The following is a 12,186-nucleotide window of genomic DNA, read 5'->3' as shown; positions in this document are numbered from 1 at the left end:
AGAGGCAAGGCGGAAGGAAGCCAGCGACCACCTTAATCGGCCGCCAGGCACAGCGCGGTCAGCTCGGTGACCCTATATTCGACGTAACCCGGCGGGCACCGGCAGCGAATCATGCGGAACGGATCGCCAAAATCCAACTGCTGCAGAACGTGATAGCCATACACGCAGTCGTGGTCGGCTCTGCCCTCGGGATCCATCCGGTTGCGATACAGCCCACCGAACCGCTCCTTGAAGGCGCGCTGCCAGACGCCCTCGCGGCAGACCAGCGTCCTGCCGCTGGCGTCGCTGGCCAGCGCGCCGGCGGGCATCGCGCACGCCGCGGCTTCGGTGTAGGCCGCGGCCACGGACAGATGGGTGCGGGCGCTGATCTCGCGCTGCGCGGTCACCGCGCCCTGCGCCGCCACGGATCCCGCCACGCTGAGATGGCCGCGTAGCTGCGGGTCGCGGGTGTCGCCCACCTGCACGTAGCGCGGGTCGAGGGGCGGCTGGTTGGCGCCGGCACCGGCCTGGCCGGCCCATCCGATGACGGTGCCCCACGGCCATAGCCCCGCGTCGATGCCCGCGAGCGCCGCCTCGCCCGCGGCCCGGCCGACCACGCGGCCCGTGGCGGGATCGAGCCAGGCGCCCTGCCCGCCCAGCTTTTCGAGGAGCGGAAAAATGGCGACCAGGTCGAGCGGGCGGCCGCGGCGGCCCACCAGGGCGCGGTCGCTGGCCACAACCGCGTCCAGCCGGCAGGCCGCCCCCGGGCACGCCGCGCCGCGCAGCAACACCGTGACGCCAAATCCCAACGGCGCCCGCCCGGGAAAGCCGCGTGGCAGGCTCCCTGCCCGGATCAGCTCCTCGAGCGAAGGCCGCGCCGGGTCGGCATAGCGCAGCGCGCCAGTCAGATCCCGCGGCGGCTCGCCGCGCTCCCAGGCGTCCCGGTCGCGCGCGGCGGCGGTCTGGACGGCGGCGAGCACCTGGGCCATCCATTGGCCACTGGCCCGCGCCGCCGCATCCTGCGCTTCGCGCGCCTGACGCGCCGCCACGGCCACGACGAGCAGCATCGCCAGCAGCGCCGCCCAGGTGAACTCGAGCAGCGCAAAGCCGGCTTGCCCGGCCCCTGCCGGACGGGGACGAAGGCGCCCGCGCGCACTCATCGGAACGTGAACTCGAAGCGGTTGCTTTCGCCCCTGGCGCACTCGGCCAGGGCTTGCAGGCCGTCGTAGGGGAGCGGGGGATTGCGCGTGTCATCCTTCACGGTGACCGCGCCTCCCCTGCCCTGCAGGGTCACGACGGACGCGGCCTGCTGCAATACCGCGGCCAGGCCGGGACACGCCGCATCGTGGACAGCGTCGAACGCGAGTCGATAGGCGCTGCCGACGACGCCGCCGGCCGCCGCGGCCGGGACCGCCGTGATACGACCGGTCTGCCCGAGCCCATGCCGCAGCGTGGGCGCGGCGCCATCGGCGCCTTCGGTGATCACGATCGACGAGCCCTCGAACGCGCGGGCCAGCGTGGCATTGCCCATGTTCGTATAGGGCAGCGCGTCGTTGGACCAGGCCTGTCCTTGCATGCGCGCCACGAAGCGGTGCACCTCCTCGCCCACGCGCGGCACGCGAAACTCGATCACATAGCCGCGCACCGCGGGGATGCCGAACACCGCCACCAACAACAGGATGGAGGCGACGATCGAAATCTCCACGAGGGACATGCCGCGCTGACGCCGTAGCGCGATACGAGGATTCAGTGCGCGATGGGGGCCGAGACGACACGGGACGCGCAGCAGGAGATAAGCGGACATGAGGGGCTCCAGATGAATACCGGCAACGGAAAATCAATAAGACGAATACACCTGCACCAGGGCGCGACGCAGCTCGTCGATCACCTGGTAATGCCACAGCACGAGGCCGATCAGCTGTGCCACGACGCCGAGCAGAATCCACCAGCGCAACACGCCCGCCTGCCGCGCGACCGCGGGCAGCAGATGGGACTGAACCCGCCCACGCGCGAGGCGCAGCCCGGCTTCCAGCCCATGCGCGAGTGTCATGTCGCCCAGGAACCACCAAAGCCGTTTGTCGAGCAGACCCGTGTCGAAGGTGGCTGCGCCAACGTCGCCCGCATCGATGCGGGCCACCATGGCATCGATGTGCCAGGCCATCCACGGGCTGGCATATGGCCGTTGCGATACCAGGGCCGCGCGCAGGCGGGTGTCGAGATTGCCGTGCCGCCTCAGCAGCACATCGAGCAAGGCGAGGAAGCGCGTGGCCTGCACATCGCGATAAAGCCGCCACGGCCCGAGGCCGTCGATCGCGCCGCGCCATGACGGCGTGACCGCGGCAAACGACCAGATCCACAGCCCGCACAGCCCCCCTCCCAGTGCGAGCGCCACCGGCCACACCTGGGCCAGCAGGTCGGACAGGCCGAACAGCCGCTGCGTCGACACGCCGTGCTGTGCCACCGGCACGGCGTCGAAGACCAGGCGCAGCTGAGGCACGGTGTAGTACGCGACCGCGATCAGGGTGGCCATCAGCACCAGAAGCGCGATGAAGGCCGCGGCCAGGGTGGAGAGGGCTTCGCCGCGGGCCCGGCGGGTCAGTGCACAGACCCGCGCCAGTTCGCCAAGCGCCTGGGTCAGCGCCGTGGCGCCCGCCGCCTGAGCGGCGCCCACGACCATGCACTCTTGGGCGGGCAACGTGCCGCTCCAGACTTGCCCGAGGTCGCCGGCATGGGCGTCGCATATCGACGCCCAATGGGCCGACAGACGGCCTCTGACCGTGCGGGGACCGTGACGCGCCGCATCGCGAAAGAGCACGTCGCGCAATGAGTGCCGCCCGTCCGCGCCACCCAGCAGGGCCGCGAGATAGTCGTAGTAGTCCGCCCGATCCGAGCGGAACCGCCACGCGTCCAGGCGTAGCCTGACCCAGCCCAGGTGGGACCGCATCCGCCGACGCCAGGCCATGACGTGAACGTGGCGCATCACGCGACCTCCCGCCAACGCGGACGCGGCCGGCGCGACAGGGAACGGTGCGCAGGCAACGGCGCCGCGCGCGCCATTCGCATCAGCGGTGCCACGCCGCCTGCCAGGTCGGCCAGCCAGCGCGGGTCGATGTCGCCGTGCAGAACCCGAACCCCGCCCGCATGCAGCAAAGGCATGACGGGCAGCACGCCAGAAGGCGGGCCCGCATCTGTGGAAACGATGCTGTCTGCCTCGCCCCGTGCCTCGGCCAGCACGTCGGCCACCACCAAGCGTCCGGCGTAGCCCCAGAGCGCGGCGGGACGACCACGCGTGCAACGAGGGCATCCCTGTTCGTTGCGGTAACGCACCCGTCGCAGCGTGCCCGGCATGCGTCGCTCGCCGCGCGCCCACCCTGCCCGCCAACGGCGCCATTCATTGCCGCGGCGATGGTCGCGTTGCAGCCACTCCCAGGGGGACAGCGCGCAGTGCCGGCACAGACGCGGCGCAAGCGTTTGGTAAATCCGCAGCTTGATCAGGCCAGGCGCATTGAGCAGGTCGCGAGACACACCGATGAAATCGCTTGCGAGCCGATCGACGATCGATTGCGCCGAGCCGGCATGCACCGTGGTGTAGACACTGATGCCGGCGCTCGCCATGTCGGCGAAGGCACGCCCGGTATCGTGATCGCGCACCTCGCCCAGATAAAAATCTTGCAGCGCGCTGCGCTTGACCGTTTTGAGCTTGGCATCGAAAGGATGCCCTTCGGACGGGCCGAGGTCGCGCACCACGGTATTTTGCAGGGCACCGGCAATCGGGGTTTCGACGGGATCTTCGAGCGTGATGAGCTTGCGCGTGCCCGGCAAGGCCGCCAGCATGGCCGCCAGCGTGGTGGATTTTCCGGATCCTACGCGGCCCGAGACCACCACCGCACCGCCTTCGATACGGCAGGCCGTTTCGATGCGGGCCAGTTGCGCCGGCAGAAACCCCAGACGGCGCAGACGGGCCTGCTGCGCGGGCTTTTGGCGCGTGAGGCGCAGGCAGACCGCGGGCCCCGTGTCGGTGGCCAAAGACGCCCAGCGCAACAGCACCGGCTCGCCCGCGTGATCGTGCAGGAGCTGCCCCTGCTGCTCGGCGAGCGGGTCGAACACCGCGCCATTACCGCCGCGTACATCCATCCACACGACCGCGAGCATGTCGCGCAGCATGCGCGCCGGCACCGGCGCCAGCGTCGGTATCGGCACGTACATCCCGTCGACCGTGCAACGGATCTCGGCATCGCGCGAGGGCTCATCGACGCGCAGGTGCAGGTCGCTGGCCTCCAGCCGCAGCGCCTGCGACACGATCTCGTGGAACAGCAACTGCAGGGCCGACGAGCTCATGCGCAGGGAATCCGCGGGCTCGGCGACCACCGAGGGCGCGGGATCGCGGGCCAGCGTGAGCAGGAGCGACGTGGAGGCCGCCTGCCGCGCGGGGGTGCTGAGCGGCCAGCCGTGCCGCCGCACCAGCCGTTGCACCTCGTCGGTCGCGTCGCCTTCGAGATACTCGGGCAGCACCAACAGGCGCACGCGCTGATCGTCGAGCAACACGGGGCACACCATCGAGCGCAGGTCGGCCAGATCGAACTCGGCATGCAGGCTGCGCACGAAGGCCGGCCGCATGGCCCGCAGTTCGGCGACGCTGCCGCATATCGCCGGCAGGCCTTGCGCTGGCCCCTCCGCCACCGAAGCGGTATGAACGGCGCGGGATTCGGATCCCTTGAGCACGGCGCGCATCACCGGACCGCCCCGGGGTCGGACGCACCCAGCAGGCAGGTGCGCAGCGTGTCGGAGCCGTGCCGCAGCACCACGCAGGGCGGCTCGATGCGCTGCAGTCGATAGGACTCCCCTGCTTCGCCTGCCGCACGCGCATCGCGCCTCCGGGCCTGCTCCTGGCCGCTGCGAAAGCGCTGCACATCGCCGTCGATGGCGACGTCGGCCATCAGCTGACGCCCGATCCCATAGATCGCCTGGACCCGCACGCCCCGTTCGCGCACTGAGGGACCGGCGGCGGCGGGCGCACGCTGAGCCTGCACTTCCGCACGCAGCAGATCGGCCACGGTCTGGCTGCCGGTCCACGCCTGCGGCAGATCAGGCCCGGCGCTCGCAGCGAGCGGGGCGGCAGGCGCGTTTGCGTCGAGCGGAGCGGCAGGCGTGGCGTTCGCATCGAGCGGAGCGGCAGGCGCGGCGTTTGCAGCGACAGGCGCGACCGGCGCGGCTGACACGGATGGCGCGGGCGCCTGACCGGTGCCGGCATCGGAGAACGATGCGCGCGGGACCTCCCGTGCCGGCATCGTGGCAAGGGAGGGAGGCGCAGCCGCCACACAGCCCGCCAGCAGCAAGGCGCCCGCGAGCAGCCGGCGGGTGCAAAGGTCAGGGTTCATAGACGTCTCCATCGAGATCGACGAGCAGTGGGCTGCGCGGCCCCTGGCTGGGACTGGCGAGGTCGACGCGCATGGACAGCCGCTGCCAGTGCGCTTGCAACGCGGACCAGGGCATCGCGGTGACCACACGCAGCGGGCCCTGGAGCGCGACGGAACGCCGTCGCGCCACCGCGCCCTCGCCGTGCGCCTGCGGCGCCGAGACCTGCAGGCGCGTGAGGGAGGCGCGGTGCGTTTGCAGCAGGCTCAGTCCGGTGGCGGAAGGCGGGGCGCCGGGCGCGGTACCCGACGGTGCAATGACCCGCGCCTCGCGGGCCGGCACGCGCCAGCCGAGGTCGGCCTGATCGAGCGACGGAAAGGCCAGGGTCCACCCCGCCGGACGGCGCTGAACGAACTGCGCGCTGGTGGCTTCGGTGGCCACACGGCGATAGCGCGCGTCGCAGTCCCAGGCGGGCGCCGCGCCCTGCCAAAGACAGCGCGCCTGCTCCAGACGCCAGCCCAGCACGCCGAGCGGAAGCCGATTGAACGAGGCAAGCGCGTCGGGCAAGGCGTGGCCATCCTGGACGCGCAAGCCCGCCTCGACAGGCGGTGAAGGCGCGGGCGCCTGGGCCACGACCGGGGGAGGATCCGCCTGGACGGCGCCGCCGAAGGCGATCCATCCGGCGCCCGTGGCCACCGCCGCCGCGCATACCAACGGCACCGGATGCCAGCGGCGCACGGGCTGCAGGCGGGCGCCCGGCACGACCTGGCGACTGGCCTGCAGATAGAGGGCGGCGGCATCGCACACCACCAGCAGCGGATGACGTGTGCACAAGGCCTGCAATGCGGCCTCGGCCTCGGCGCGCGAGAGGTAGACCCGATCCGCCCGCGTCAGCACGGCGCCATCCTGGGTGGCGGCCAGCCACCAGCGGCCATCCGGCAGGCAGGCCAATCCGGCTCGCGGCTGACCCTGCGCCAGATGGGCGAAGGCCTGTGCCGCGGAGACCAGGATGCGCGCGGCTCGCGGCCCGCGCATCAAGCCGTGACGTCGCGTGAGCCGCAGACAGCCGCAGGTGAGACCGCCGGCGCCGCCCACGACGAAGTGCGTCGCGCCGGTCTGCCGCGCACGCAATCGCGCCAGGGCCGTGGCGTGCGATCCGACCACGGCGAACCAATGCAGGCCGACGACCAGTTGCGTGCCCGGCTCGGCATGCGCGTAGAGCCCGGCGCGGCCCGCCGCGGACAGCTCGGCATCCACTTGCGGCTCGGCATCCGCGGCAACCGGCCCCGTGTCCATCACATCGGGGCGATAGGCAGTGGGATCATGCATCACCGTCCTCCAACTGGGCCGTGACCAGCAGTACCGTGCTCAAGCGTGTGTCGCCGAGTTTGTCGTGCCCGCCCGCGACGATCGGGGCGCCCGGCGCAAGGCGGCGCGCCTGTGCGTCGAGCTCCTGCCGGTCGAATCCCGCAAGCAGGACGGCCTGCCCCGGCCGCAGGGCGACCTGCTGAACCGTGCCTTGCCCGTCGAGATTGAGCTGCTGCACCACGAGCGCGCTGTCCTTGGGACCGAACGACAGCGCCTGGAGCGGCTGCGCGTAGGTGTTGTCGTAGCCGATCGAGAGCAGAATGCTGCCGTCGTCGCGCGCGTCCGGCACGATGGTCACGAAGGTGCCGACCGTCTCGCGCTTCTGGCTCACGCTCACGGTGGGCAACAGCGCCTGATTGACGTTGGTGCTGCCTACCGCCCCGCCCTGCACCTGATCCACGTACGAGAACGTGTTGTGGACCGCGTGGGTGACGGGCTGGCGGTTCAAGGTGAGCAGGGGGATGCTGCGCCGGCGCACGACCGTGCCGGCCTGCGACAACGCGCGCAGCATCGCGCGGCTGCCCGCCCAGGCCCCGGTATCCACCGCCGCCGAGGCCAGCGCGCCCGTGCCCTGGGCAGCCGCCGGCGTGGCGAGATTGAAGGCGCGGCCGGCCTGGGCGAACACGCCCGACCAATCGATATCGCGCTCGTCCTGGGCGCTGGTGGAGACCGTGACCTCTTCGAGCAGAATGCGGACACGGCGCGTGGCAATGCGATTCTCGCGGGAGATGTAGGCGTCGATGCGGTCGAGCACCTCGGGCAGGTCGGTGACGACCAGCGCACTGCCGCCCGTGGCAACCTCGGAGACCACGCCCGCGCGCGACAGAAACGGAAGAATCCGTGCCCGCAACGCCTCGAGCGGCGCGCCCTCACCCGACTGCATCGATGTCTGCATGGCGTGATCGAAGCCCTCGGCCTGCGCGCTCGCGGATCGACCGAGACGGCTTTCGGTCTGGGTCGAGAGCGCCAGCATCCGGACGTCGAACACCCGGGTATCGGTGCGATAGAACTCGATCGCCCCGGCGCGATAGCGCCAGTGCACATAAAGCCGTGCGGCCAGCGCATCGAGCAGATCCGCCAGCGGCTGAGGACCGCTTTCGAGTTCGGCCTGCCGCGCCGCGTCGTCGACCGCCGATACCGAGCCTTGCAGCCCCTGCAAGCGGGGCATGAACATCGCAGGCGGCAACATCGCTTCGGGCAAGACCCGCACGGCGATACCGGTGGCACGGCGGATTCGCTGCGCGATGCGCAGGAGATCGGGCTTGTCGGTGTAGAGCAAGGTGGCCTCGACGCGCGTGCGCAGCGGCTCGGGCAGGACGACGTCACGCGCCAAAGGCTGCGCACGCCCGGCCAGCCAGGGCACGGCCACATCCTGCGCCGCCACGCGCGTGGCCCGATCCGACATCCGGCGCGCATGCGCATCGTGCAGGCCCTCGACCCGCGCGCGGGCTTGTACGCCTTGTGCGCGCGCATGGTCGAGACGCTCGGAGAGCGAGCACCCCCCGCACAACAGCGCCAGCGCGACCGCCGCGGGCCAGCCGCGACGGGCCGCGGGCCCGCGGCACGGCGGCACCATCCGGGGAGCGTTGAAGGCGATCATGCGTCCACCTTGGCATCGGCGCGGCTGCGATCGCAGGCCTGCGCCAGCGGCACCACTCTGAGCACGCGGTTGGCATAGAAGCACGGTTGAACCGGACGATCCGAGAGCTCGGTGCTGGCGAGAAGATCACGCACGACCTGTTTGAAGTCGCCATGAAAATCCGCCGCGCCATCGAGCGGGATATCGGCATCGACGGCCCAGTGAGCCGCCTGGAACATCCACCCCGCCCCCGTCGCCCAGCGCGAGAGCACGGCGCGCAGCGTGGGATCGGGCGGCCCCGCGCGAAACGTGGCGACGTCGGCGTCGGGGATTCGAGCGCTGGCGGCGCTGAGAGGCGAGGCCCGCGTTGCCGCGCCAGAAGCGGCAAGCTGCGGGCCCGCGCCGGTGCCCGCGCCGGTGCCCGCGCCGGTATCGGTGAGACGCGCATGGCCGCCCACCCCTGCCGTGTCGGGCGCCCGCGGCGCCGCCTCGGGCAGCAGGGCCTGCGCCTGCGGGCCCGCCCCGAGCGAGGCGGCGGTGTTGGCCGGCCCGGCCTGCGCGAGAGAGGCATGCCTCGCGCGCGCCTCGCGGTGACCCGCCCGCATGACGAGCTCGCGCGCATCGCTGCTCACGACGACATAGGGCGGATACGAGCGATAGGGCAATGGCAGCAGACCGGCGGCGGTGTGCGCGAACAGCGCAGGCACCTCCTGGCCGGGCGCGAACTGCAGCCAGATCTCGCGACCTTCGCCGAACATCTGTGCGGGCCCCGCTTCGATGTCGCCCGAGAGCTGCCAGTCGAAATCGTACGCCGCGGCACGCGCCTGCCACGCGGGCGCCGGCACGCCGTCGGCGGCCCAGCCATCGCTGCCCAGGCGCAGACCGCAGCCCGGCAACAGCACCAGCAAACTGCTCGCGCAGACCAGCCCACGCGCGCACCGGCATCGCCCGACGCCCTCTTGCCGCAAAGCCGCGCCATCCTTGTTCATCACGCCTCCCTGGCCTGGACCCTGACGGGAACCGCGGACCGGAGATCGGTGCCGGCGGCCGCGTCTATCCAGCTGGGACGACGCGAACAGGCATGGTGCGCGCTTCGCCCGGCGCCCGAAACCTCGACTAGTACGGAGGGACGCCGTCATCGCGGCGTGACGAAACCGTGCGGCCCGCGCGCGCGAGATCAGCGCGAGCGGCCATGAAAAAGGCCACCCCGAAGGGTGGCCTGATCAACGCAGGAGCGAGTCCGAATCAGCGCTGGGTGGCGATGGTACGGGCTTGCGCCGAGGCGTTGTTGAGCGCGGCGACCGGCGGCGTCTTGCCGTCGAACGCATCCTGGAGCTGCGCGTTGAACACGGGCTCGATGCGATCGTAGTTGGCAATACGGAAACCGCGGCCGTTGGGGGCCGGCTGGGCGCGCATGGAAGCGATCAGCTGGTGCGCACCGGGGACCTTGTCGTAGAACGACACGTCGGACGCACGGAACGCCGCCTCGGTCAGGGGCAGGTAGCCGGTCTGCTGGTGCCATTCGGTGGCGATCACCGGTTTGGACAGCCAGGCGAGGAAGTTGGCGGTGGCTTTTTCTTCGGCTTGCGGATGGCCTTCGACCGCCCACAACGCGGAACCGCTCACGAACGGACGGCCGGCGGCCTTGGTGGCCTGGTCGTAGTACGGCAGCGGCGCGACGCCGAACGACAGCGAACGCGTGTTGAGGAACTGGCCGAACGAACCCGAGGTGGAGGTCAGCACGCCACACTCACCCTTGGCGAACAGCTGATCGCTCTTTTTGTCGCCCGAATAGGCCGTGAGCAGCAGCGAACGCTTCCAGCTCACCATCAGCGAGAGGTGACGCATGTACAGCGTGTCGAACTGCATGGTGGGGGCGGCTTTGCCCTTGCCCAAGCCGTTTTCGTTGGTGGCGTAGAGCTGGTTGTTGATCGGCGCCAGATTCTCGAGATGCACCGTGACCTGCTCGCTCGTGGCGTAGGGGCAATCGATATCCGCCACGTCGCGCAGCTTGAGCAGCTCGGCCTGGAGCTCGTTCCAGGTGCGGGCGGGCTGGTTGGGATTGAGGCCCGCCTTCTTGTACAGCGCCGTGTTGTAGTACATCACGGGCACTTCGGCCATCCAGGGGAAGGCCAGCAGGCGGCCGCGGCCGTCGCGCACGAAATCGCTGGTCGCGGGCAAGAACCAGTTCAGGTCTTTGATCGGGTATTTCGCGAGCAGCTGGTGCAGCGGCAGAATCGCCTTGTGCTCGGCCACGACTTCGGGCGAGTGGTTGTCGTTCAGCTGCACCAGATTGGGCGCCTTCTTGGCTTTGAGGGCTGCCGCGGCTTCGCTCTGCAGTGCCGACTCCGACGGGAAGTCGCGCAGCTTGACCGTCACGTCTTTCTGTTCTTTGTTGTACTGCTTGGCGAGTTTTTCGAACTCGGCCTTGTTGGCGCCGTTCAGCACGTGCCACACCTGGATTTCGACCGTATCGGCATGCGCGATGCCGGTGGCGGCCAGGGCCAGACCAAACAGCGCGTACCGGCTGGCACGCAGCGCGTGGGCAAGGCCCGTCAGTTGCAGTTTCTTCATAGGTTCACAGACCAAGAAAAGGAAATTCCGGCTCGGGCCGGCGTCCGCTGAGCAGATCGGCCAAAGCGCGGCCCGAACCCACTCCCATCGTCCAGCCCAGCGTACCATGGCCCGTATTGAGATACAGGTTGGAAACACGGGTGCGGCCGATCAGGGGTACGTTCGAGGGGGTGGACGGGCGCAGGCCCGACCAGTAATTGACGCCCTCGTAATCGAGGGCATCGGAAAAGAGCTCGCGCGCAAGGCGCGTGAGAGCTTCGCAGCGTCCGGTATTGAGGCTGCGCGAATAGCCCGACAATTCGGCCGTGCCGGCCATGCGCAGCCGGTTGCCCAGCCGGGAGAAAACCACCTTGTGGCTGCTGTCGGTCAGGCTGACGGTGGGCGCGCGCGCCGGATCCTTGATCGCGAAGGTCGCGGAGTAGCCCTTGGCGGGATAGACATTGCACGACACCCCGAGCGGTCGCACCAGGCGCGGGGTGTGGCTGCCCAGCGCCGCCACGTAGGCGTCGGCGCGCAGGACGCCATAGGTGCCGTCGGGTTCGATGAGCTCGACGCCGCGCACCTGCCCCGCCTCGACCAGGAGCCGGGTGATGCCGGTGTTGAAACGGAACTCGACGCCCGCGGCGGCGCAGCGCTCGGCCAATGCGACCGTGAACAGATGAACGTCGCCGCTTTCGTCTTCGGGTGTGTAGTCACCGCCGACGATGGTGGCCCGGTGCGGCGCCAGCGCGGGTTCGATCGCAATCACCTCATCGGTGTTGATCACCCTGCGCTCGACGCCGAAGTCGCGCATGAGACCCGCGGCGCGTTGCGAGTTCTCGAACTCGTGCGGGTCGCGATAGAAATTGAGGATGCCGCGTTCGAGGTGGTCGTATTGGATGCCGAGCTCGGCGCGCATGGCCTGCAGCGTGCCGCGGCTGTACTCGGCCATGCGGACCATGGCGCGGATGTTGGGCGCGAGGCGCGACGGCAGGCATTCGCGCAGAAACGCCAGGCCCCACATCCATTGCCGCCAATCGAGCTGCGGGCGGAACAGCAGGGGCGCGTCGTCCTGGAACATCCATCTGAGCAACTTGAACGGCGCCTGCGGATTGGCCCAGGGCTCGGCGTAGGACACGGAGATCTGCGAGCCGTTGGCCAGACTGGTTTCCTGGGCGGCGCCCGTGCAGCGATCGACGACGACGACGTCATGGCCGGCCTGCCTGAGCCACCAGGCGGTGGAGACCCCGATGATGCCGCTGCCCAAAACCGCTACTTTCATGCGCTCAATACTCCCTGCCCGAGACGCCGGGCCGACATGGTGGATGCGCGCGCCGGACTGGCCGCCCCCA

At 70.2% G+C, this 12,186-nt stretch carries 10 protein-coding genes; all 10 read right to left on the bottom strand.

What is annotated here, in order from left to right; translation table 11 throughout:
• Positions 1-32: 32 nt before the first annotated feature.
• The 10 genes from CEK29_RS06875 to CEK29_RS06830 all read right to left on the bottom strand — a co-directional run bounded on the left by CEK29_RS06875 (position 33) and on the right by CEK29_RS06830 (position 12,116).
• Complete coding sequence (locus CEK29_RS06875; protein WP_094857667.1) at positions 33-1,139, bottom strand: hypothetical protein; 1,107 nt, start codon at positions 1,137-1,139, stop codon at positions 33-35.
• Entirely contained in the window at positions 1,136-1,783 is a 648-nt protein-coding gene (locus CEK29_RS06870) for a prepilin-type N-terminal cleavage/methylation domain-containing protein (protein ID WP_141218312.1), read from the bottom strand. Before CEK29_RS06870 ends, CEK29_RS06875 begins: the two co-directional genes overlap by 4 nt.
• A 33-nt stretch (positions 1,784-1,816) precedes the next feature.
• A complete protein-coding gene (locus tag CEK29_RS06865; RefSeq protein ID WP_094857665.1) occupies positions 1,817-2,923 on the bottom strand; it encodes a hypothetical protein in 1,107 nt (368 codons plus the stop codon).
• Between the two features lie 35 nt (positions 2,924-2,958).
• Positions 2,959-4,596, bottom strand: a complete 1,638-nt coding sequence (locus CEK29_RS06860) for an ATPase, T2SS/T4P/T4SS family (RefSeq protein WP_176456846.1) — start codon at positions 4,594-4,596, stop codon at positions 2,959-2,961.
• Between the two features lie 113 nt (positions 4,597-4,709).
• Entirely contained in the window at positions 4,710-5,357 is a 648-nt protein-coding gene (locus CEK29_RS06855; RefSeq protein ID WP_094857663.1) for a hypothetical protein, read from the bottom strand.
• Entirely contained in the window at positions 5,347-6,663 is a 1,317-nt protein-coding gene (locus CEK29_RS06850) for a hypothetical protein (protein ID WP_094857662.1), read from the bottom strand. Before CEK29_RS06850 ends, CEK29_RS06855 begins: the two co-directional genes overlap by 11 nt.
• The gene (locus CEK29_RS06845; RefSeq protein WP_094857986.1) at positions 6,656-8,278 is read right to left on the bottom strand and encodes a hypothetical protein; all 1,623 of its coding nucleotides are present in this window, start codon (positions 8,276-8,278) and stop codon (positions 6,656-6,658) included. Before CEK29_RS06845 ends, CEK29_RS06850 begins: the two co-directional genes overlap by 8 nt.
• Before the next feature lie 20 nt (positions 8,279-8,298).
• Positions 8,299-9,183: a TcpQ domain-containing protein gene (locus CEK29_RS06840; RefSeq protein ID WP_255176088.1), complete on the bottom strand. Its 885-nt coding sequence runs from the start codon at positions 9,181-9,183 to the stop codon at positions 8,299-8,301.
• A gap of 343 nt (positions 9,184-9,526) precedes the next feature.
• Entirely contained in the window at positions 9,527-10,855 is a 1,329-nt protein-coding gene (locus tag CEK29_RS06835; RefSeq protein WP_094800481.1) for an extracellular solute-binding protein, read from the bottom strand.
• 4 nt (positions 10,856-10,859) lie between these two features.
• On the bottom strand, positions 10,860-12,116 hold the full coding sequence (locus tag CEK29_RS06830; RefSeq protein WP_094800483.1) for a D-amino acid dehydrogenase: 1,257 nt from the start codon (positions 12,114-12,116) through the stop codon (positions 10,860-10,862).
• Positions 12,117-12,186 lie beyond the last annotated feature (70 nt).

This window comes from Bordetella genomosp. 5 (assembly GCF_002261475.1).
GTDB lineage: Bacteria > Pseudomonadota > Gammaproteobacteria > Burkholderiales > Burkholderiaceae_B > Bordetella.
The sequence above is the reverse complement of the archived record's forward strand: the minus strand, read 5'-3'. Positions and strand labels throughout refer to the sequence as shown.